The sequence below is a fragment of the uncultured Ramlibacter sp. genome, from assembly GCF_936925435.1.
GTDB lineage: Bacteria > Pseudomonadota > Gammaproteobacteria > Burkholderiales > Burkholderiaceae_C > Ramlibacter.
In genome coordinates, this window is sequence record NZ_CAKZHQ010000002.1 from 130,103 (window position 1) to 149,301 (window position 19,199).

The following is a 19,199-nucleotide window of genomic DNA, read 5'->3' on the forward strand; positions in this document are numbered from 1 at the left end:
GGCCCCACCCCCCTCTGAAGGAAGACCATGCAAGCCAGCGAATTTTCCTCCGCCGCCGCCTCCACCATCGAAGCCTTGAGCAGCGCCGCCCATGGTGCCATCGGGGTCTGCCGCAGCGGCGGCGAGCGCCTGGGCGAACTGGCCGATGCCGGCTGGCAGCGCTCGTTCGAGCAGGCCAGCCCCAGGCTGTCGCCCGAGACCCGCCGCAACGCCGCCAACGCGCACCAGGTGTTGAGCAACCTGTACCGCCAGGGCGTGCAGGCATCGTCCACCGGTGCCGATGCCGCAGTCGACGTGCTGGCGCGGGTCGCCGCCACGGCGGTGCAGCGCGCCGCCAGCTTCGCCGCCAGCCGCAAAACTGCCTGAGCGCCGCGGGGCGCGGGTGGCAGAATCGCGCCACCCGCCACCACCGAAGACCAGGAGACACCACATGACCGTGACCGTCAACATCGACCTGGGTTACGAGCTGGAAGTCAGGGCCAAAGCGGCCGACGTGTTCGCGCTGCTGTCGGACGTGCCGGCGTCGGTGTCGCACTTTCCCAAGGTGGACAAGCTCACCGACCTGGGCGATGGCGCCTACCAGTTGGAGATGGAGAAGGTGGGCACCGCCCAGGTGAACATCCAGACCGTCTACGCCAGCAAGTACAGCAGCAACAAGGCCAAGGGCACGGTGGTCTGGAAGCCGGTGCCCGGTGTCGGCAACGCCCTGGTGGGCGGCAGCTGGAAGATCACCGACAACAAGACCTCCACCGCCCTGGTGCTGCAGATCGACGGTGAGCTCACGCTGCCGTTGCCGGCTCTCATGAAGATGGTGGTGGCGCCGGTGGTCGAGGGCGAGTTCGAGAAACTGGTCGACAAGTACATCGCCAACCTGATCAAAAAGTTCGGCGGCGAAGTCTGATCCACCGGCCGCGCACCCAATAAAAAAGCCGGCATGTGCCGGCTTTTTTGTGGGTCAGCGCCGCGGCGCCGGACCGGGTCGTCCCGCGATATGGCGGAAGGTGATGCGGCCCTTGGTCAGGTCGTACGGCGACATCTCCAGCGACACGTTGTCGCCGGCGATGATGCGGATGTGGTGCTTGCGCATCTTGCCGCCGGTATAGGCGATCACCTGGTGGCCGTTTTCCAGCGTCACGCGGAAACGCGAGTCGGGCAGCACTTCATCGACGTGCCCCTTCATTTCGATCAGCTCTTCTTTCGCCATGGGTTCTCCTGTGTTTACAGCGCAAGCCCGGAGGCTGCGGCCGGCTTGTTGCCGACCCATTGCAGGCCTTCGCCGGTTGCGTAGTGAATGGCCGCGAGACGGTCGCGGAACAGCTGGGTCAGGCGCAGCACGCGGTCATGCGTGCCGCTGCCGACGCCGGAGCGAATGGACACGGAGGTGGCATACCACCCGTCCTCCATCAGCTTGACCAGGGGCGTGATCAGGTATTTGCCCACGGTCAGTTTGGGATTGTCTTGGTTCATCTGGTCTCGTGCGGCAGCGCCATTGCTGGCCGCGTTGTCTGCAAAAGGGAAATCGGCAAGCTCTGGCGCCGATGCGCTGCGTCCTGGTGGCATGGCCTCTTGCGAAGGTCCAGGACGCGCGTCCGGGGTCATCGAGGCCGACAGCTGGCCAGGGGACCGGACCGTGAGAGGGGTCCGTCAAGACGCGTGCGACCTCACATTGTACCCGCCGGGGCCTTGCTGCGCTCGGCAAGGGCCGACGGCAGAGTTAACATCGCCGCCTGGGCCTGCCGTTCGGCAGGCCGCATTCTCGCGGAGAAAACCATGGCAAAAGGCGACCAGCGCAGCAACAAGATGGCAAAAAAGCCCAAGAAGGACAACACCCCTCCCAAGGAGGTGAGCTCGGACCGGCCAACGCCGCCGCCGCAGACCGCGGTGATCCCGCGCGGCAAGATCAAGACCAAGTAGGGCCTTTGCACGCCCGCCACAGCGGCGCCGCCGAGCGCAACCGGGAGCCCATCGCCCAGGCGCTGCGGCAACTGCTGCCGGCACGCGGCCAGGCACTGGAAATCGCCAGTGGCACCGGCCAGCATGTGGCCTGGTTCGCGGCCGCCCTGCCCGGCTGGAGCTGGCAGCCCAGCGACGCCGACCCCACAATGCTGGCGTCCATCGCGGCCTGGTGCGCGCAGGCCGGCGTGGGCAATGTGCTGGCACCGCTGCAGCTGGACGTTGCGTCTGGGCCCTGGCCGGTGGAAGGCCAGGCCTTCGACGCCGTCTTTTGCGCCAACATGCTGCACATCTCGCCCTGGGCCAGCTGCGCCGGCTTGATGCAGGGCGCGGCGCGGGTGCTCGCGCCGGGCGGCTTGCTGCTCACCTATGGTCCCTACTGGGAAGACGGCGTGGCGCCCGCTCCCAGCAACCTGGCCTTCGATGCCAGCCTGCGCGAGCGCGACCCCGCCTGGGGCATCCGACGCATGGCGGATGTGGAGCAGCAGGCAGGCCTGGCCGGCCTGCAGCGCACGGTGCGCCTAGCCATGCCTGCCAACAACCTCTTGCTGGCCTTTGCCCGCGTCAGGCCGGCGCCAGCACCTTGAGCAGCCAGCGGTTGAGGTCGGCGACCTCCTCCATGCAAACCGAGTGCCCCATCGGATACTCGCCCCATTCAACGCCATAGCCCAGTTGCTGCAGCATCTGCAGCGAGGCCCGGGCACGGTCGATCAGCACCACGTTGTCCTCGCTGCCATGGGCCAGGAAGATGGGCGTGGCTGCATTGGCCTGGCTGCGCTCGGCCGCCGTCTGCAAGGCCAGCGGCAGGTAGCCTGACAGGCCGGCGATGCCGGCCAGCGGCTCGCTGTAGCGCAGCCCGGTGAGCAGCGACATGGCACAGCCTTGCGAAAAACCGGCCAGCACGATGCGCGATGCGGGAATGCCGCGCGCCTGCTGCCCGGCGATCAGCTGCTCCACGGCGGCCTGCGACTTGCGCAGCCCGGCTTCGTCCTCGCGGCTGCCGCGGTCGAAGCCCAGGATGTCGTACCAGGCCCGCATCTGGTGGCCATTGTTGATGGTCACCGGCATCACCGGCGCATGCGGGAAGACGAAGCGCACCGGTCCCACGGCGTCGAGCTGCAGTTCCCGGGCGATCGGCACGAAGTCGTTGCCGTCGGCGCCCAGGCCGTGCAGCACGATCACGGTGGACCGGGGGTTGGGGGCGGTTTCAATCTCAATGCATTCCAAAACGCTCATCGCTGTTCCTTGTCTGACATGGCCTGGGCCATTGTCCTACAGCCAAAACCGGTGTCGCCCAACGACACTGGGCAGCTGCATCCAAGGAGTTCCATGCAAGTACAGGTCAACACAAGCAATGGCATCGACAACAAGGAATCGCTGGAGCGCTGGGCCGGCGACTACCTCAACGAGACACTGAGCCGGTTCCGCCAGGACATCACCCGCATCGAAGTGCAGTTGAGCGACCAGAACAGCGGCAAGAAGGGGGCGGCCGACACGCTGTGCATGATCGAAGCGCGCATCACCGGCCGAGAGCCGGTGGCCGTGAACCACCATGGCCTGACGCAGGACGAGGCCTTTCGCGGCGCCACCCAGCGGCTGATCCACCTGCTGGACCACACCATGGGCAAACTGGACCGGCACGAACACCGGGACCGCGAAACCATCCGCAAGGACCTGGACGCCACCGCCGGTTGAACCGCCGCGGCGCCGACGCGGCGGGCGGACCTTTAGTTGGGGCCGCCGCCGGCGTCCATGGAATTGGACGGGCCGTTGTAGCCGATCATGCTGTTCCAGACGCCGCCGTTCCACACATGGGCGGTGGGCGACGCGCCGGCCGTGCTGGTGTCGGTGGCGGGTGGCACGCTGGCGCAGGCGGTGAGCGTTGCGATGGCGCCGGCCAGCGCCGCGAGGCGGATCTTGTTCATTGGGGGCTCCTTGCTGGTCGGGCGGGCCGGCACACGCTGGACCCGATTGATCTACGGTAGGCCGGCCCGCCAGAGCGCGGCGTAGGAGCGCGCCGCGTGCCGCATGCGCCGGCCGCCGATCTTGCGCGCCCTTTCGGGGGGCCGTGACGCTATCTTTTCAACAGCATCTCAAGGCCAATGGACGGGGGCCAGATGCCAAGTGACTTCAAAACTGCGGCCAGGAAGAATCCGCGCGGCTTGCGGGCCGTTTTGGGCCTGCAGGGCGCATGGAATATGCGTGACGACATGGGCTCACCATGTCCGCGTGGGACCCGCCAGTCGCACGGGATGCTGTCCGCCGCAAGCGAGGTCTACTGCCACTTCAGGCTAGCGCCCATCCCTCCACTCCCGTGCCAAAAACCGCCCCGGCTTTCCGGACAGCACATGCAAGGCTTTCTCCAGGTTGCGCTGCTGCGCCGCATCGGTTTTGAGCTTGGCCATGTTGCGCAGCACTTCCTTTTGCCGGCTGGGCGGCAGGGCCTGCCAGTGGGCCTTGGCGGCGGGGCTTGCTTTCAAGGCCTTGAGGAACCACGCAGGCCCCGCGCCTGCCGGGCCGCCCTGGTAGTCCGCGTCGAATTCCACTTCCACCGCCACGCGATCACCGACGACAGTGCCCGACGCCTTGCGCACAACCTCGCTCAAATAGAGATAGAAGCTGCCGTCGCCGGCCGGCATCATGTTGATGCGCCAGGCCTCGCGCGGCTGGCCGTCGATGCGCACCAGCACCGGCATGGGCTTGCGCCAATCGGGTTGCAGCTTGCGTGCGCGCGCGGCGCTCACCAACACATAGGGATTGATGCCGCGGATCTCCATCTTTGCAGTGAAACGCAGAGCGCTCATGAACAGATTCTGACTGCGGCGCTGCCGGTCCAGGCCTGCTGGCACGATGGCGGCCTCCACGCTGCATCCATCACCGCACCCCTTCGATCCATTGCTGAAAGCGGCTGAGCGCCACCAGCTCGGACTTCCACTGCGGATAGCGCAGGTAGTAAGCCTTTTGCGAAGTCCACGCCAGATCACAGACACCCACAATCTGGCCCGCCTCCACGGCGCCGGCAGCGACGTAGTCGGGCAGCAAGGCAATCCCCAGCCCGGCGATGGCGCCGTTGAGAGCCATCGAGAGCAGGTCGTAGCGCGGCCCCGCAGACAGGTGCAGCGACGGCATCGCCAGATCCAGCCCCGCTTCCTGCAACCAGCGCTCCCATGCGAGCGGCACGGTGCTGTGCTGGATCAAGGGCGCACCACAGAGCAGCTTCGTCAGTTGCGCCTTGGACAGGGCCAGGCGCCCCGCAGGGGTGCGCCGCGCTTTGGGCGCCAGGCCCGCGGCGCAGTAGGGCCGCAGCTCCAGCGGAAGAATCCGCCGGGCGCAAAGACCGGGTTGTGCGCCTTCACAGAACTCGATGGCCCCATCGTGCGGCGATGTCGCAAAGTCGACCGGCCCGATGTGGGTCGAGAGGTTCAGCGTGATCTCCGGGTGGGCGCTGACAAACCCGGCCAGCCGCGGCATCAGCCAGTAGGTGGCAAAGCTCGAAGCCACACACAGGTTCAAGACGCCGCCGACGCCCTTGTTCAGAACCAGGTTCTGTGTCGCCCGTTCCAGCTGTCTCAGGGCGGTTGCAACCTCGACCCAGTAGGCGCGCCCGGCGGGCGTCAGCTGCAGCCCTGCCCGCTTGCGCACAAAGAGGCTGGTGCCCAGCAGCGCCTCCAGCCCCAGGATCTGATGGCTCACCGCACCCTGTGTGAGGTTGGCCTCCAATGCAGCTTTGGTAAAGCTTGCGTGGCTTGCGCTCAGGTCGAAGCAGCGCAGCGCCATCAACGAAGGAAGAGGGGTCATGTCATGAGCACGATTAATGCTTGCAATAAAACAATTCGCTTGCCACCTTGCTGTCGGCACTCCTACATTGCGGCTCCTACCTGATTGTGACCGGAGTAAAGCATGAGTTCAATTGATGCCAGTGTCGCGGCCCAGCGCCGTCTTGTCCTGCGTGGAATTGCTGCGGCCTGTGCTGTTGCCAGCAGCGCGCGCCTGGCATGGGCGCAGGCCACGCCCGCCACGGGATACCCGGCGCGGCCCATCCGCCTGGTGGTTCCCTCGGCGGCTGGCGGCGCGCCCGATGCGATTTGCCGGGTGATGGGCATCGAACTCGCAACGGCTTTGGGCCAGCCCGTGGTGATCGACAACAAGGCAGGCGCTGGCGGCGCCATCGGCATGAGCGAGGTGGCCCGCGCCGCGCCCGACGGCTACACGCTGGGCTACGGCAATGTCGTCACCCTGGCGATCAACAAGTCGCTCTACGCCAAACTCCCCTACGACCCGAACGCGCTGACAAGCGTCGCGCTGCTTGGCACGGTGCAGAACGCCCTTGTCGTGCGCAAAGACCTTCCCGTCGCCAACGTCAGGGAACTCATCGCCTACGCCAAGGCCCGGCCGGGGCAACTGACCATGGGGTCTGCCGGCAACGGCACGACCGGCCACCTCGGGGGAGAGCTGTTCAAAAGCCTGACCGGCACCTTTATCACCCACGTCCCATACCGCGGCAGTCCGCAGGCGATCCAGGATCTGATGGGCGGCCAGATCGACCTGATGTTCGACAACCTCTCGTCGATTGCGCCCCACATCAAGGACGGGCGCGTCAAGGCGCTGGGCGTCAGCGGCGCCCGCCGGGCGCCGCTCCTGCCCCAGTTGCCGACCATCCAGGAAAGCGGGGTGCCGGGCTACGAAACCACAGCCTGGGGCGGCATCGTCGGCCCGAAGGGACTTCCCGGCGAGATCGTGACCCGCCTGAACGTCGAGATCAACCGGATCCTGGCCATGCCTGCCGTGCGCGCCAAGTACGCCACCATGGCCTTCGAGACCATGGCATCCCCTGCCAACCTGCTGATGACCATGGCCATGATGGAAACCCCGCGTTGGGCGGAAGTGATCAAGCGCTCGGGCGCCAAAGTCGAATGAGCAATCCAGAACATGGGCCTGGCAGCTTCGTGCTGCGCGGCGGCGAGGTCATCGATGGTTCGGGGGCCGTGCGTTTTGCCGCAGACGTCGTCGTGGAGCAAGGCCGGATTGCCGCCATCACGCCGCCTGGCGAAGGCCGTGCGGACCGCATCCTGCAGATCGACGGCAGGGTGGTCTGCCCGGGTTTCATCGACAGCCATTCGCACGATGACGTGCAGGTGCTCAGGCAAACCCTTGCTCAGCCCAAACTGTCGCAAGGCGTCTGCACTGTGGTCACGGGCAACTGCGGCATCAGCCTGCCCCCGCTGGCGACAGACAGCCCCCCGGCACCGCTGGACATCCTGGGCAAGGACGCCTACCGGTTCAGCCGTTTTGCCGACTATGCCCGCGCCATCGACGAAGCCAGGCCCTGCGTCAACGTCGTTCCCCTGGTCGGGCACATCAGCATCCGGATCAAACATGTTCCGGACCTGACGCGCAGTGCTTCCGAAGGCGAGACCCGTGCGATGCGCGGGGAAGTGGAAGCTGCGCTGGCGGCCGGCGCCTTTGGCCTGTCCACGGGGGTGTACTACCCGCCGGCCCGGGCCGCCAACACCGAGGAGTTGCTGGGCGTCTGCGCGGCGCTCAAGGGGCGCAATGCAATTCTCGCGATGCACATCCGCGACGAAGCGGACGCTGTCGTCCCGGCGCTGCAAGAAGCGCTGTTCGTTGGTGCGCGGAGCCAGGCCCGGCTGGTGATTTCACACCACAAGGTCATGGGGTCCGCCAACCACGGACGCACGCAGGACACGCTGCGGATGATCGATGCAGCCGCTTCCACGCAGGACGTCTGCCTGGACTGCTATCCCTACGAAGCATCATCGACGATGCTGGACGCGCAAAAGGCAGCGCGCACCGGCAACGTCCTGATCACCTGGAGCAGCCCCCATCCCCTGGCGAGCGGCCGCACGCTGAAGTCACTCGCGCAGGAGTGGGGCATCGGTCTGGAGGAAGCCGCAGCCAAGCTCATGCCCGGCGGCGCGATCTATTTCTCCATGTCGCAGCAGGATGTGGAGCGGGTGCTGTCCCATCCAGCCACGATGATCGGCTCCGATGGCCTGCCCCATGACCAGCGGCCGCATCCTCGCTTGTGGGGCACGTTTCCCAGGGTCCTGGGGCACTACAGCCGCGAGCGCAAGCTGTTTGCGCTGGAAGCGGCTGTGCACAAGATGACCGGTTTGCCAGCGCAACGCTACGGCCTGACCGGACGGGGCCTGCTGAAGGAAGGGAACGCGGCCGACCTTGTGGTTTTCGACCCGGACCGCATCCGTGAAGGATCGACTTATGAAAATCCCACCAACCCGGCCATCGGCATCGACGCGGTCATCGTCAACGGCCTGATTGCGATGTGGCAGGGCGATGTGCTGAACTCCCACGCCGGTCAGCGTCTGAGGCCACAAGCATGAAAGTCTGTGTCATCGGTGCAGGCGTGGTTGGCTGCGCGAGCGCCTACCAGTTGGCCCGCGTTGGCCACGAGGTCCTGCTGCTGGACTCCGCGCCGCAGCCCGCATCGGGTGCGAGCTTCGCCAATGGCGCCCAGTTGAGCTACAGCTACGTCGAGCCCCTGGCCAATCCGGCCACGTTCAAGTCCATCCCGAAGATGCTGCTGGACCCCCAATCGCCTCTGGGACTGCGCCTTCGTCCGAGTGTCAGCCAATGGAAATGGATCGCTTCGTTCTTGCGCAGTTGCGCGCCGGAGCGCTCTCGCCGAGGCTCTCTGGCCTTGCTGGCAAGCGCTTCGCTGAGCCGGATGACAAACGAGCGATGGATGGCCGAAGATGGGCTGGATTTTGCAGTCCAGCGCAACGGCAAGCTGGTTCTCTGTCCTAACGCCGAAAGTCTTGCAAGCCAGGCCAGGCAGATCCAGCTGCAGTCGGGGCGTGGTGCCGAGCAAACGCTGCTGACGCGGGATGCCTGCGTCTCGCTGGAACCGGCGCTCGCGTCATATCCGGGCTTTGTCGGCGGCGTCTGGACTCCCAGTGAGTGCGCAGCCGATCCACGTGCCTATTGCAATGCGCTGCTCCATACCGCAAGCACCCGCGGCATCCGGATGCAATGGTCGACCACGGCAAGCAGCTTTGTCATCGAGAACCAGCGGGTCGTGTGTCTGCACACGAGCGCCGGTGAGATCACGGCAGACGCCTTCGTTCTGGCCACGGGAATTGATGCGCCGCAGCTGGCCCGGCAACTGGGTGAGTCACTCCTGATTGAGCCCATCAAGGGCTTCAGCCTGACTTTGGGGATGCATCCAGGCCAGCGCGCACCTGTCACCAGCGTCACCGATCTGGCCAGGAAAACGGTCCTCGCCCCTTTGGGCGGCAAGTTGCGCGTCGCGGCGTTCGCCGAGTTGGGGCGCATGGACCTGAAGATTCCGGCGCGTCGGCTTGCGCAGATCCAGCGGACTGTGGAGACCATCTATCCAGGGCTGTGCGATTTCAACGCGCCCGGCGCCTGGGCCGGCCTGCGTCCCGCCACACCGGACTCCCTGCCTGTGGTCCGGCAATCCCGGGTTGCCAATGCCTTCCTGAACGTGGGCCATGGCGCCTTGGGCTTCACCCTGGCGGCAGGCTGCGCGGTGCAAATCACCGAAGCCATCCACGAGGCCCGGGGCAGACCCCAGAGCAATACGCCACTCAGCGCGAGTCCGGCAGCAGCACCTCGATGCGCGTGAGCCAGCGCACATGGCGCGGACCGGGCCGCAGGTCTTGCAGCGAGCGCAGCGAGGGCAGGCCTTCGGAGTCCAGCAGCTCGCTCTCGCCCTGGCGCAGCACCACGACCACGCCGTCGCCCAGGCCGCTGTTGTACAGCTCGCCCCAGGAGAAGCTGGCCTGGTAGCCGTCCCTGGCGGTCAACAAGACCACGGCCTTGCGGATGGCATGGCGGTCGGGCGTGAGGACGGCGCGGTCCAGCAGTTCTTTCAGCGGAACGCCCTGGTAGCGGATGGCCAGCTGCACCTGCTTGCCATCCTGCGTGATGCTGCGCTGCTCGCTGTAGTCACGCCGTTGCAAGGCCTGCAGGTCGGCGCGCGACAAGGACAGCGGCTTTTGCACCGCGCCTGTGACCTGCAACAGCGCCTCCTGCGCGGCGGTCGGCAGCGCCACGCACAAGGCCAGCAAGAAGCAAGCGATGGCGCGGGAAATCATCGCGGCCTCAGGGTGCACCGAAACCCACGCGGCGCAGCACGGCCTGGGCCGGCGGCGAGAGAATGTACTGCGCCAGTTGCGCGGCCTGCGCATCGCCCTGGCGTGCGGTCAGGCCGTAGCTGGCCGCCACTTGCAGGTCGACCGGCACCTGGACGATCTGCAGGCGCGGCACTTCGCGCTGGGCCGACACGGCGCCTGTGCAATAGGTCAGGAAGACATCGGCCCTGCCCTCGTCCATCAGCCAGGCATAGGTGCCGCGGCCGGCCGGCGGTTGCGGCGAATCCGCTCCGCCACTGAGCTTGAGGGCCTTGGCATCCAGCGCTGCGTACGCGCCGGGGCGCAGCGCTTCCGCGCGGCGAAACAGCGCCCAGGCGTAATCGCCCGATGGGTCGGCCTTGGGCGTTGACGTGCCCACACGCACCGCGGGCTGCAGCAGCGTGTCGAGCAAGGTCTCGGGTGTGGCGCGCAGCGTGGGCGCGGCCAGGGCGCACATCTGGTTGCGCGCGAAGACCTGCGGCGCCTGCCAGCCGCCGGAGCGGGCCAGGCGCTGCGGGTGGTCGGTATCGGCGGAAGCGAAGACCTGGGCGGGCTCGCCTTTTTCGATGCGCTCACGCAGCAGGCCGGAAGCGCCGAAGGTCAGCTGCACTTTCTGGCCGCTCTGCGCCTCGTACTGCCTGGCCACCTCGGTCAGCGCCTCGCGCAGGCTGCCCGCTGCGTATACCTGCACGGCCTGCGCCTGCGCCGCACCGGCCGTCACAAGCAGCCCCGCCAGCAGCAAGAACGCGCGCACCGGCGGCTCACTTGTTGGCGTTGGGGAAGAACAGCTGTTCGCCGCTGATCTTGTAGCTGGCAACCACGGCCTGGCCAGCCGGCGAGACGATCCAGTCGACGAACTTTTGCGCTTCGGCGGCCTTGAGGTGCGGGTACTTGGCGGGGTTGACCACCATCACGCCGTACTGGTTGAACAGCCTGGCGTCGCCTTCCACCAGCACGGCCAGGTCGGCCCGGTTCTTGAAGCTCAGCCAGGTGCCGCGGTCGGCCAGCACATAGGCGTTGGACGATGCGCCGATGTTCAGCGCCGGCCCCATGCCGCAGCCGCATTCCTTGTAGCCCGCGCCCTTCTTGTCGGCCACGCCGGCCTGGGTCCAGTAGCGCAGTTCGGCCGCATGCGTGCCGCTCTTGTCGCCGCGCGAGATGAAGGGCGCGTTGGCGGCCGAAATCTTCTTCAAGGCCTCGACGATGTCCTTGCCCCTGGTGCCGGCCGGATCGTTCTTCGGGCCGACCAGCACGAAGTCGTTGTACATCACCGGGTAGCGCTTGACGCTGCCGCCCTCGGCGACGAATTTTTCCTCGGCCACGGTGTCGTGCACGAACAGCACGTCGGCATCGCCGCGGCGCGCCATGTCGATGGCCTGGCCCGTGCCCACGGCCACCACCTTGGTGTCGATGCCTGTGGCCTTCTTGAACTCGGGGATCAGCAGGCCGAACAGGCCAGACTGCTCGGTGGAAGTGGTCGAGGCCATGGTGATGGACTGGCTCCAGGCCGTGGACGCTATCAAACTGCTAGCGAGCAGCGCCCATCCCATGCGGGCTGCAGCCCCAAACACCTTGGCACCTGGCTTGAACTTCATGCGGATTCCCCTTTGACGAACAGATCGGCCTCGCGCGAGGTTTCGCCCAGGCGAGGCCCGTTGAAAAATTCCTGCACCGGCAGGTCGGCCAGCACGCGGCCGTGCTCCAGGTAGACCACGCGGGTGGCCAGGCGCTTGACCTGGCCCAGGTTGTGGCTGGCAAAGACCAGGGTCATGCCGGTCTGCGCAAACTCCGCCATCAGCGCCTCGACCTCGCGCTTGGCATGCGGGTCCAGGCTGGACGTGGGCTCGTCCAACAGCAGCATGTCGGGCTTGAGGCTCCAGGCCCGCGCCAGCGCCAGGCGCTGCTGCTGGCCGCCCGACAGCGCGCGCGCGTTGCGCAGCGCCGTCTCGCCCAGGCCGACCCGGCCCAGCGCCAGCAGGGCCCGCTCGCGCGCCGCACGCCAGCGCATGCCGCGGATCCACAGCCCCAGGGCCACGTTGTTCAGGGCGCTGGTGCGCAGCACGAAGGGCCGCTGGAACAGCATGGCCTGGCGCATGGCGCTGTCGCGCAGCACCGAGCCGCGGCTGGGCGCGACCAGGCCGTGCAGCACGCGCAACAGCGTGCTCTTGCCGCTGCCGTTGGCGCCGATCAGTGCCACCCGCTCGCCGGCGGCGATGCGCAGCTCCACGCCGGTCAGCGCCGCAACGGCGCCAAAACGCACGTCCACCGCCTTGAGCTGCATCTGGCCGCTCATCCCGCAGCCCCCACCAGCAGCGGCTGCTCACTGGCGCCGGCGCGCCAGCGCCGCACGGCCGCGATCAGCGCATTGAGCACCAGCACCACGCCCAGCAGCACGATGCCCAGCGCCAGGGCCAGCGGCAGGTCGCCCTTGCTGGTCTCCAGCGCGATGGCCGTGGTCATCACACGGGTGAAGCCGTCGATGTTGCCGCCGACGATCATCACCGCGCCCACCTCGGAGATGGCACGGCCGAAGCAGGCGATCAGCACGGTGAGCAGGGCATAGCGTTCGTCCCAGGCCAGCAGCAGGCCGCGCAGCAAGGTGCCGGCACCCAGCGAGCGCAGCTGCTCGCCGTGGGCGCGGTCCGTGTCCTCCACCACCTGGCGGGTCAGGGCCGCGGCCACCGGCAGCACCAGGATGGCCTGGGCCAGCACCATGGCCGGGAAGGCGAACAGCCAGCCCAGAAAGCCCAGCGGCCCGGAGCGTGACAGCAGCAGGTAGACCACCAGGCCGACCACCACCGAAGGCACGGCCAGCAAGGTGTTGAGCACGGTGAGCACGGCGCCGCGGCCGGCAAAGCGGGCCACGCCCAGCCAGGCGCCCAGCAGCATGCCGGCGCCGCAGGCCAGGAGGCAGGCCGTGGCGCTGACGGCCAGCGAGCGGCTGACGATGGACAGCAGCACTGGATCTGCGCCCGCAATCAATTGCAGCGCCGTCGCGGCGCTGTCGGAAAAGGTGTTCATGCAGGCAGCGATGCTAGGTGCGGCGCAGCATGGGCGCATCGGGGATGGCGAGCTAAGAAGCGCATTGCATAGGTGGGCCGCGCCCCTGAAGCGGCCTGCGCGCCATGCTGGATACTTGGGCACCGTGCACAAGATCGAACTGTCCTATGCCCTGTCCAGCCGCCGCCAGGCGGGCGCGGCGATCCGCAATGCGCTGATGGACCTGCTGCACGCGGTCGAGGAAGAAGGCTCGATCTCGGCGGCCGCCAAGGCCGTCGGCCAGTCCTACCGCCATGTCTGGGGCGAGCTCAAACGCTGGGAGGCCGAGCTGGGCCGCGAGCTCATCGTCTGGGAGAAAGGCCAGCGCGCGCGCCTGTCGGAGTTCGGCCAGAAGCTGCTGTGGGCCGAGCGCCAGGCCCAGGCCCGCCTCGCGCCGCAGATCGAGGCCTTGCACGCCGACCTGGAGCGTGCCTTCGCCGTGGCCTTCGACGACCAGGCCCATGTGCTCAATTTCTACGCCAGCCACGACGACGCCCTGGTCTTGCTGCGCGAGCACGCCGCCCAGTCGCGCCTGCACCTGGACATCCGCTTCACCGGCAGCGTCGACGCCATCAGCGCGCTCAACGAAGGGCGCTGCGCGATGGCGGGTTTTCACACGCCGCCCTCGCCGCTGGCCGGCACCCTGGCCCAGCAGACCTACCAGCCGCTGCTGCAGCCCGGCCTGCACAAGATCATCGGCTTTGCCCGCCGCAGACAGGGCCTGCTGGTGGCGCCGGGCAACCCCCTGGGCCTGGCCAGCCTGGCCGACGTGGCGCGCAGCAAGGCCCGCTATGTCAACCGCGCGCTGGGCACGGGCACCCGCCTGCTGGCCCAGGAGCTGCTGGCCCAGGCCCAGTTGCAGCCCACCGCCCTGCAAGGCTGGGACAGCAGCGAGCCTTCGCATGCGGCGGTGGCCCAGGCCATCGCCTCGGGCGCCGGCGATGCCGGCCTGGCCATCGAGGCAGCGGCGCGCGGCCGCGCCCTGGACTTCGTGCCCCTGCTGGAAGAGGACTACTGGCTGGTCTGCCTGAAGTCGGCGCTGGAGCAGCCGGCCACGCAGGCCCTGCTCATGCTGCTGCGCAGTGCCGGGTGGCAGACGCAACTGGCCACCCTGCCCGGCTACCGGCCCGAGCACAGCGGCCAGGTGCTCAGCCTGAGCCAGCAGCTGCCGTGGTGGAAGTTCGCCCGGCCCAAGGCCAAAAAAGCCCGCTAGCCCCCGCCCAATGGCCCTCAGCCGCTAGCAAATCAGGAGCGCTCAGAGCGCGCAGCTGCGAAAGCCGACGAAGCCGTCGTCGCGTTCGGGCAGGGCGAAGCGGCGCAGGCGCGGCGACTTCATGCGGGCCCGGGCGGCAAAGGAAGCGCCGCGCTGCACCCGCGCCACACCGAAGTGGGGCTGGGCTTCGAGGTCGCTGCCCAGCGTCCAGGCAGCCGGCGTGAAGCCGGGCCAGGGCCGCAGCGTGCTGGCCGTCCATTCACGCACATCGCCCCAGCGAAAGCCGCGCCGGCCCGCCTGGTGCGCCGCCATCTCCCACTCCACCTCGGTGGGCAGGCGCCGGCCGGCCCAGCGGGCCCAGGCATCGGCTTCCCACCAGCTCAGGTGCATGGCGGCCTGCGTGCCGGCCATGCGGGTGGACTTGCCGAAATGCGTCTGCAGCACGGCGCCGCTGGCCACGCCGATCTGCTCCACATGGCGCGGGCCGCGCCGGCCCTCACCCTGCGCCTCGACCTGCAACCAGGCCCAGCCCGCCGGCTGCCAGAGCTCCTGGCGGTCGTAGCCGCCGTCGTCGACAAACTCCACGTACCGCGCCCAGCTCACCGGCTGCGCGTCGATCTCGAACTCAGGCACTTCGACCTCGTGCGCCGGCTGCTCGATGTCAAAGGCAAAGCCGCTCTCGGCCATGCCCAGCAGCCAGCGGCCCGCCGGCACCAGCACCGGCTCGCGCGGCGCGCTGCCAGGTGGCAGCGCCAGCCGCACCGACAGGCCCAGCGCCTGGGCCTGGGCCAGCAACTGCTCGCCTCGCAGGTCTTCGTGGAACAGCGCGGCGCGGAAAAAATGCAGGGCGCTGTCGTCCTCGGGCGTCTTGTCCAGCAGTTCCAGCACGCTCTCGTGGGTCTCCAGCAGGTAGGCGCGCACCGCCTGCATGTCGGGCAAGGCCAGCTGCCAGCGCGCCGCGTGCGGGGCCAGCAGCGGATTGAACCAGCTGTCGGCCATGGGATCGATGGAGGCCAGCCGCACCGGGTCGGCCGGGCAGGCCGGGCCCAGCGCGCGCTGCGGGTTGCGGCTGATCCAGTATTCGGCGAACCAGGCGACGTGGCCGCCCAGCCAGACCGGCAGCTCCAGGTCGGCCCGCTGCGGCACGGCCAGCGCGGACGCGCCTGCCATGGCCTCCTCGAAGCACCCCAGCAGGTGCAGGCTGTGGTTGCGCGCATCCATCAGCGCCAGCGACAGCAGTTCCCGCCCGGCACGGCGCATCTGCGGCTGGTCGATCGCCGCCGGCAAAGCCTCGGGGCTGAGGAAGGTCATGGCCTATTATTCACCCCCGCCCGGCGCCGCCCACGTGGCTACGGGAAAACCCGCTCGGGCTCCGTCAGGCTTCTTTCAGCGCCAGCGGGTTAGTATTTAGGGCTTAAGCGCGTCAAAGAGCGCGCTGTCCTTTTCTCAAGAAAACACGGAGCAAGCAGTGTCAGCACTCCTCAAACTCTCTCTGGGCGTCGACTGGATCAGCGAGCGGCTCGGCTGGGTCGCCGCGCTGGCCGTTCTGGCCGCGGCCCTGATCTCGGCGGGCAACGCCTTCATCCGCTATACCCTGGACATCAGCTCCAACGGCTGGCTCGAGATCCAGTGGTACCTGTTCGCCGCCGTGGTGATGCTGGGCGCGCCCGTCGTGCTGCGCCTGAACGAGCACGTGCGCGTCGACCTGATCTACGGCAAGCTCAAAGGCAACGCCCCGGTCTACGTCGACCTGTTCGGCCTGATCTTCTTCCTGCTGCCGGTGATGGCCCTGCTGGCCTACCTGAGCTGGCCGCTGCTGGTCAAGATGTTCGTGATGAACGAGATGTCCAGCAACGCCGGCGGCCTGATCCGCTGGCCCGCCATGCTGATGCTGCCGCTGGGCTTTGGCCTGATGTTCCTGCAAGGCCTGTCCGAGATCGTCAAGCGCATCTGCTACCTGCAGGGCACTTACCAGATGGACACGCACTACGAAGCGCCAGTGCAATAAAGAACAACAAGAACACCAGATAGACGGACCCACACCATGCAAATGGAAAACTTCGCCCCCTTCATGTTCGGGGCGCTCATCTTCGTGATGCTGATCGGCTTCCCGGTCGCGTTCTCGCTGGCCGCCCTGGGCCTGGCCAGCGGCTTCTTCGCCATCGAGATGGGCTGGTTTCCGGCCAGCTTCATGGCCAACCTGCCGATCAACGTCTTCGGCATCCTGTCCAACGACCTGCTGCTGGCCATCCCCTTCTTCACCTTCATGGGCGCCATCCTGGAGAAGTGCGGCCTGGCCGAGGACATGCTCGACTCCATGGGCCAGCTGTTCGGCCCGGTGCGCGGCGGCCTGGGCTACTCGGTCATCATCGTGGGCTTCATCCTGGGCGCCATCACCGGCACCGTGGCCGGCCAGGTGATCGCCATGGCGCTGATCTCGCTGCCGGTGATGATCCGCTACGGCTACAACATGCGTTACGCCACCGGCGTGCTGGCCGCCTCGGGCACCATCACCCAGCTGGTTCCGCCGTCCCTGGTGCTGGTGGTCATGGCCGACCAGCTGGGCCGCTCGGTGGGCGACATGTACAAGGGCGCCTGGGGCCCCTCCATCCTGCAGGTGCTGATCTTCGCGCTCTACACCTTTGCGCTCAGCTGGATCAAGCCGCACCACGTGCCGGGCGTGCCCAAGTCGGCGCGCACCATGTCCGGCGCCAAGCTGTGGCTGAAATGCCTGCGCGGCATCATCCCTTCGGCCGTGCTGATCTTCGCCGTGCTCGGCTCCATGGGCGGCCTGCCCTTCATCAACACCGCCATCTGCACGCCGACCGAAGCCGGCGCCATGGGCTGCGTGGGCGCGCTGATCCTGGCCGCCATCCACAAGCGCCTGAACCGCCCGCTGGTCTGGGAAGCCATGGTCAGCACCATGCGCCTGACGGCCATGGTGGTGTTCATCCTGATCGGCTCGCGCGTGTTCTCCATGGTCTTCCAGGGCGTGGACGGCGCCAAGTGGGTCGAGCACCTGCTCACCGGCCTGCCCGGTGGCCAGACCGGCTTCCTGGTCGTCGTCAACATCTTCATCTTCTTCCTGGCCTTCTTCCTGGACTTCTTCGAGATCGCCTTCATCATCCTGCCGATGCTCGGCCCGGTGGCCGACAAGATGGGCATCGACCTGGTGTGGTTCGGCGTGCTGCTGTGCGTGAACATGCAAACCAGCTTCATGCACCCGCCCTTCGGCTTCGCGCTGTTCTACCTGCGCGGCATCGCCGACACGCTGTACAAGGAAAAGCGCATCGACAAGCCGGTGCTGTCCAACGACATCTACCTGGGCTCCATCCCCTGGGTGATCATGCAGCTGGTGCTGGTGGCCATCGTCATCTTCGTGCCGGAGACGGTCACCGCCTTCCTCGACAAGGAAGAGAAGGTCGACATCGACAAGGTGCAGATCGAGCTGCCGGTGGACAACCTCTCGCCGCCCGCCACGCCGGGCATTCCCGGCGCCGAGCCCTCGGCGGACGACGAGCAGAAGAAGTCGGACGACGAACAAAAGAAGATGGACGAGTTGTTCAACCCCACCCCTGACAAAGACGCAGCCAAGAAGTGATCGAGCCCGCCGGCCCGCCGCCCTTTCGCTTCGAACTGCCCCTGGGCATGCCGCTGCAGGGGCCGGCCTTCTCCCTGCCCTTCAAACTGCTGGTCACGGCCGTGGTCTTTGGCAGCGTCGCATGGTTCGTGCGGCTGTGGCTGGGCGGCTCGTTGCCCGGCGTGTTCAGCTGGTTCATGGCCGCGCTGGCCATGATGCTCTACACATGGTGGTGCGCCGTGCGCAGCGTGACGCGGCTGGACAGCCAGGGCCTGTCGCAGACCTGGATCTGGGACAAGAAGATGGAACTGCGCGAGCTGGCCTACGGCAAGATCATCCGCGTCAAGGGCCTGGACTGGCTGATCGCCCCGCGCCTGTACGTGCGCACCCTGCTGGGCAAGTTCGCCGTCTTCTATGCCGCCGACCCGGTGATGCTGGTCGAGTTCGAGCGCCTGGTCGCCGAGCTCAAGGCGTTTCGGGGATTTCGCTGAGCGTCGACTGCGCGCTCTCGCGCGGCAACTCATAAAGGAAGAACGGGGGCGCATCCGGCCGGCTGCGCTGCAAGAGGGGCTTGGCAACGTTGTAGACCGGCACGCCGTTGATGGTGCGGGCCTGCAACGTGCCGCGGTGCGCATGACCATGGAACACCGCGTCCACCGGGTAGCGCAACAGCGGCTCTTCCAGCCGGCTGCTGCCCAGGAAGGGAAAGATCTCCACCGGCTCACCCTGCACCGTGCCCGCGATGGGCGAGTAGTGCAGCAGTGCGATCCGCCGGGGCGTGCGCAGCTTGGCCAGCGCGGACTCCAGCTTCATCGCTTCGTTCAGCGCCTCCTGCACGAACAGCTTGATCGCCGGCTCGCCCCAGGCACCCAGCGAGCCGCGGCCAAAGCCGCCGGCAAAGCCCTTGACGCCGGCGATGCCCACGCCCTCGATCTCGCAGGCCTCGCCGTCGAGCACGCGCACACCGACTTTGACCAGCGCCTCGACCACCGCCTCGGGCGTTCCCGATTCGTAGTCATGGTTGCCCAGCACCGCGACGACGGGCACCGCCACCGCAGCCAGTTCCTCGGCCAGGATCTTCGCCTCCTCGGCCGTGCCGTAGTCGGTCAGATCGCCGCACAACAGCAAGGCGTCGGCGGCCTCCGCGGCCTGCGCGAAAAAGCCGCGCAGCGTGCCGGCGGAGTCCTTGTTGACATGGATATCGCCAACAGCGGCGAAGCGGACATGGGTGGGGGATTTGGGGCTGGACATGGAAGCCGGTCGGATCAGGGGTCCATCG

Annotated in this window: 25 protein-coding genes; 12 read left to right on the plus strand and 13 right to left on the minus strand. The window is 67.5% G+C overall.

All coding sequences use genetic code 11. The features are described from left to right. Positions 1-27 precede the first annotated feature (27 nt). Entirely contained in the window at positions 28-366 is a 339-nt protein-coding gene (locus Q0632_RS00690; protein WP_298923304.1) for a hypothetical protein, read from the plus strand. A 64-nt stretch (positions 367-430) separates the two neighbouring features. Beyond that, the gene (locus Q0632_RS00695) at positions 431-901 is read left to right on the plus strand and encodes an SRPBCC family protein (RefSeq protein ID WP_298923306.1); all 471 of its coding nucleotides are present in this window, start codon (positions 431-433) and stop codon (positions 899-901) included. A gap of 54 nt (positions 902-955) precedes the next feature. Here the strand turns inward: Q0632_RS00695 and infA are convergent, their stop codons facing one another. Then, entirely contained in the window at positions 956-1,204 is a 249-nt protein-coding gene (gene infA / locus Q0632_RS00700) for a translation initiation factor IF-1 (RefSeq protein ID WP_298923308.1), read from the minus strand. Between the two features lie 14 nt (positions 1,205-1,218). Next, the gene (locus Q0632_RS00705; RefSeq protein WP_298923310.1) at positions 1,219-1,467 is read right to left on the minus strand and encodes a hypothetical protein; all 249 of its coding nucleotides are present in this window, start codon (positions 1,465-1,467) and stop codon (positions 1,219-1,221) included. 303 nt (positions 1,468-1,770) lie between these two features. Between Q0632_RS00705 and Q0632_RS00710 the strand changes: the two genes are divergently transcribed. Further along, the gene (locus Q0632_RS00710) at positions 1,771-1,914 is read left to right on the plus strand and encodes a hypothetical protein (protein ID WP_298923312.1); all 144 of its coding nucleotides are present in this window, start codon (positions 1,771-1,773) and stop codon (positions 1,912-1,914) included. Positions 1,915-1,919: 5 nt separating this feature from the next. Beyond that, on the plus strand, positions 1,920-2,540 hold the full coding sequence (locus Q0632_RS00715) for a DUF938 domain-containing protein (protein ID WP_298923314.1): 621 nt from the start codon (positions 1,920-1,922) through the stop codon (positions 2,538-2,540). Here the strand turns inward: Q0632_RS00715 and Q0632_RS00720 are convergent. After that, on the minus strand, positions 2,518-3,189 hold the full coding sequence (locus Q0632_RS00720) for a carboxylesterase (RefSeq protein ID WP_298923316.1): 672 nt from the start codon (positions 3,187-3,189) through the stop codon (positions 2,518-2,520). The genes Q0632_RS00715 and Q0632_RS00720 overlap by 23 nt on opposite strands. Before the next feature lie 93 nt (positions 3,190-3,282). Here Q0632_RS00720 and Q0632_RS00725 point away from each other — a divergent pair, with 93 nt between their 5' ends. Then, positions 3,283-3,648 (plus strand): HPF/RaiA family ribosome-associated protein, encoded by a 366-nt coding sequence (locus Q0632_RS00725; RefSeq protein WP_298923318.1) that lies wholly within the window; start codon positions 3,283-3,285, stop codon positions 3,646-3,648. 32 nt (positions 3,649-3,680) lie between these two features. Here the strand turns inward: Q0632_RS00725 and Q0632_RS00730 are convergent, their stop codons facing one another. From Q0632_RS00730 to Q0632_RS00740, 3 genes are all read right to left on the minus strand, one after another. Continuing rightward, complete coding sequence (locus Q0632_RS00730) at positions 3,681-3,878, minus strand: hypothetical protein (protein WP_298923320.1); 198 nt, start codon at positions 3,876-3,878, stop codon at positions 3,681-3,683. Between the two features lie 366 nt (positions 3,879-4,244). Further along, positions 4,245-4,757 (minus strand): YdeI/OmpD-associated family protein, encoded by a 513-nt coding sequence (locus tag Q0632_RS00735; protein ID WP_298923322.1) that lies wholly within the window; start codon positions 4,755-4,757, stop codon positions 4,245-4,247. 70 nt (positions 4,758-4,827) lie between these two features. After that, a complete protein-coding gene (locus Q0632_RS00740) occupies positions 4,828-5,751 on the minus strand; it encodes a LysR substrate-binding domain-containing protein (protein ID WP_298923324.1) in 924 nt (307 codons plus the stop codon). A gap of 102 nt (positions 5,752-5,853) precedes the next feature. Between Q0632_RS00740 and Q0632_RS00745 the strand changes: the two genes are divergently transcribed. From Q0632_RS00745 to Q0632_RS00755, 3 genes are read left to right on the plus strand one after another with little or no spacing between them, the layout of a single operon-like run. Beyond that, positions 5,854-6,870: a tripartite tricarboxylate transporter substrate binding protein gene (locus Q0632_RS00745; protein ID WP_298923326.1), complete on the plus strand. Its 1,017-nt coding sequence runs from the start codon at positions 5,854-5,856 to the stop codon at positions 6,868-6,870. 29 nt (positions 6,871-6,899) lie between these two features. Then, complete coding sequence (locus Q0632_RS00750; RefSeq protein ID WP_298923328.1) at positions 6,900-8,315, plus strand: amidohydrolase family protein; 1,416 nt, start codon at positions 6,900-6,902, stop codon at positions 8,313-8,315. Continuing rightward, a complete protein-coding gene (locus Q0632_RS00755) occupies positions 8,312-9,580 on the plus strand; it encodes an FAD-dependent oxidoreductase (protein WP_298923330.1) in 1,269 nt (422 codons plus the stop codon). The genes Q0632_RS00750 and Q0632_RS00755 overlap by 4 nt, the downstream gene beginning before the upstream one ends. Here Q0632_RS00755 and Q0632_RS00760 read toward each other — a convergent pair. Genes Q0632_RS00760 through Q0632_RS00780 form a run of 5 tightly spaced genes read right to left on the minus strand, consistent with a single transcriptional unit; the run spans position 9,543 to position 13,109 of the window. Further along, positions 9,543-10,052 (minus strand): molybdopterin-dependent oxidoreductase, encoded by a 510-nt coding sequence (locus Q0632_RS00760; protein WP_298923333.1) that lies wholly within the window; start codon positions 10,050-10,052, stop codon positions 9,543-9,545. The genes Q0632_RS00755 and Q0632_RS00760 overlap by 38 nt on opposite strands. Before the next feature lie 7 nt (positions 10,053-10,059). Continuing rightward, the gene (locus Q0632_RS00765) at positions 10,060-10,842 is read right to left on the minus strand and encodes a molybdate ABC transporter substrate-binding protein (RefSeq protein WP_298923334.1); all 783 of its coding nucleotides are present in this window, start codon (positions 10,840-10,842) and stop codon (positions 10,060-10,062) included. A gap of 7 nt (positions 10,843-10,849) precedes the next feature. Continuing rightward, on the minus strand, positions 10,850-11,638 hold the full coding sequence (locus Q0632_RS00770; RefSeq protein ID WP_298923881.1) for an extracellular solute-binding protein: 789 nt from the start codon (positions 11,636-11,638) through the stop codon (positions 10,850-10,852). A gap of 41 nt (positions 11,639-11,679) precedes the next feature. Next, on the minus strand, positions 11,680-12,381 hold the full coding sequence (locus Q0632_RS00775) for a phosphate ABC transporter ATP-binding protein (RefSeq protein ID WP_298923335.1): 702 nt from the start codon (positions 12,379-12,381) through the stop codon (positions 11,680-11,682). Then, complete coding sequence (locus tag Q0632_RS00780) at positions 12,378-13,109, minus strand: ABC transporter permease (RefSeq protein ID WP_298923336.1); 732 nt, start codon at positions 13,107-13,109, stop codon at positions 12,378-12,380. Before Q0632_RS00780 ends, Q0632_RS00775 begins: the two co-directional genes overlap by 4 nt. Positions 13,110-13,233: 124 nt before the next feature. Between Q0632_RS00780 and Q0632_RS00785 the strand changes: the two genes are divergently transcribed. Beyond that, the gene (locus tag Q0632_RS00785; protein WP_298923337.1) at positions 13,234-14,340 is read left to right on the plus strand and encodes a substrate-binding domain-containing protein; all 1,107 of its coding nucleotides are present in this window, start codon (positions 13,234-13,236) and stop codon (positions 14,338-14,340) included. Positions 14,341-14,382: 42 nt separating this feature from the next. Here the strand turns inward: Q0632_RS00785 and Q0632_RS00790 are convergent, their stop codons facing one another. After that, complete coding sequence (locus tag Q0632_RS00790; protein ID WP_298923338.1) at positions 14,383-15,651, minus strand: SUMF1/EgtB/PvdO family nonheme iron enzyme; 1,269 nt, start codon at positions 15,649-15,651, stop codon at positions 14,383-14,385. 157 nt (positions 15,652-15,808) lie between these two features. Between Q0632_RS00790 and Q0632_RS00795 the strand changes: the two genes are divergently transcribed. The 3 genes from Q0632_RS00795 to Q0632_RS00805 are packed head-to-tail and all read left to right on the plus strand — an operon-like array spanning position 15,809 to position 18,411. Then, positions 15,809-16,348: a TRAP transporter small permease subunit gene (locus tag Q0632_RS00795; protein ID WP_298923339.1), complete on the plus strand. Its 540-nt coding sequence runs from the start codon at positions 15,809-15,811 to the stop codon at positions 16,346-16,348. A gap of 36 nt (positions 16,349-16,384) precedes the next feature. Then, entirely contained in the window at positions 16,385-17,941 is a 1,557-nt protein-coding gene (locus tag Q0632_RS00800; protein WP_298923340.1) for a TRAP transporter large permease subunit, read from the plus strand. Further along, positions 17,938-18,411, plus strand: coding sequence for a hypothetical protein (locus tag Q0632_RS00805; protein WP_298923341.1), 474 nt, complete (start codon positions 17,938-17,940; stop codon positions 18,409-18,411). The genes Q0632_RS00800 and Q0632_RS00805 overlap by 4 nt, the downstream gene beginning before the upstream one ends. Here the strand turns inward: Q0632_RS00805 and Q0632_RS00810 are convergent. Continuing rightward, a complete protein-coding gene (locus Q0632_RS00810) occupies positions 18,386-19,171 on the minus strand; it encodes a metallophosphoesterase (RefSeq protein ID WP_298923342.1) in 786 nt (261 codons plus the stop codon). The two genes, Q0632_RS00805 and Q0632_RS00810, sit on opposite strands and share 26 nt — an antisense overlap. Positions 19,172-19,199: the final 28 nt, after the last annotated feature.

What these genes read in the sequence shown, in the direction of transcription:
- Q0632_RS00730 (WP_298923320.1), bottom strand. Translation starts at nt 3,878, where the DNA reads ATGAACAAGATCCGCCTCGCGGCGCTGGCCGGCGCCATCGCAACGCTC.
- Q0632_RS00705 (WP_298923310.1), bottom strand. Translation starts at nt 1,467, where the DNA reads ATGAACCAAGACAATCCCAAACTGACCGTGGGCAAATACCTGATCACG.
- Q0632_RS00720 (WP_298923316.1), bottom strand. Translation starts at nt 3,189, where the DNA reads ATGAGCGTTTTGGAATGCATTGAGATTGAAACCGCCCCCAACCCCCGG.
- infA (WP_298923308.1), bottom strand. Translation starts at nt 1,204, where the DNA reads ATGGCGAAAGAAGAGCTGATCGAAATGAAGGGGCACGTCGATGAAGTG.
- Q0632_RS00760 (WP_298923333.1), bottom strand. Translation starts at nt 10,052, where the DNA reads ATGATTTCCCGCGCCATCGCTTGCTTCTTGCTGGCCTTGTGCGTGGCG.
- Q0632_RS00770 (WP_298923881.1), bottom strand. Translation starts at nt 11,638, where the DNA reads ATGGGATGGGCGCTGCTCGCTAGCAGTTTGATAGCGTCCACGGCCTGG.
- Q0632_RS00710 (WP_298923312.1), top strand. Translation starts at nt 1,771, where the DNA reads ATGGCAAAAGGCGACCAGCGCAGCAACAAGATGGCAAAAAAGCCCAAG.
- Q0632_RS00745 (WP_298923326.1), top strand. Translation starts at nt 5,854, where the DNA reads ATGAGTTCAATTGATGCCAGTGTCGCGGCCCAGCGCCGTCTTGTCCTG.
- Q0632_RS00790 (WP_298923338.1), bottom strand. Translation starts at nt 15,651, where the DNA reads ATGACCTTCCTCAGCCCCGAGGCTTTGCCGGCGGCGATCGACCAGCCG.
- Q0632_RS00755 (WP_298923330.1), top strand. Translation starts at nt 8,312, where the DNA reads ATGAAAGTCTGTGTCATCGGTGCAGGCGTGGTTGGCTGCGCGAGCGCC.
- Q0632_RS00780 (WP_298923336.1), bottom strand. Translation starts at nt 13,109, where the DNA reads ATGAACACCTTTTCCGACAGCGCCGCGACGGCGCTGCAATTGATTGCG.
- Q0632_RS00690 (WP_298923304.1), top strand. Translation starts at nt 28, where the DNA reads ATGCAAGCCAGCGAATTTTCCTCCGCCGCCGCCTCCACCATCGAAGCC.
- Q0632_RS00695 (WP_298923306.1), top strand. Translation starts at nt 431, where the DNA reads ATGACCGTGACCGTCAACATCGACCTGGGTTACGAGCTGGAAGTCAGG.
- Q0632_RS00800 (WP_298923340.1), top strand. Translation starts at nt 16,385, where the DNA reads ATGCAAATGGAAAACTTCGCCCCCTTCATGTTCGGGGCGCTCATCTTC.
- Q0632_RS00735 (WP_298923322.1), bottom strand. Translation starts at nt 4,757, where the DNA reads ATGAGCGCTCTGCGTTTCACTGCAAAGATGGAGATCCGCGGCATCAAT.
- Q0632_RS00740 (WP_298923324.1), bottom strand. Translation starts at nt 5,751, where the DNA reads ATGACCCCTCTTCCTTCGTTGATGGCGCTGCGCTGCTTCGACCTGAGC.
- Q0632_RS00775 (WP_298923335.1), bottom strand. Translation starts at nt 12,381, where the DNA reads ATGAGCGGCCAGATGCAGCTCAAGGCGGTGGACGTGCGTTTTGGCGCC.
- Q0632_RS00810 (WP_298923342.1), bottom strand. Translation starts at nt 19,171, where the DNA reads ATGTCCAGCCCCAAATCCCCCACCCATGTCCGCTTCGCCGCTGTTGGC.
- Q0632_RS00725 (WP_298923318.1), top strand. Translation starts at nt 3,283, where the DNA reads ATGCAAGTACAGGTCAACACAAGCAATGGCATCGACAACAAGGAATCG.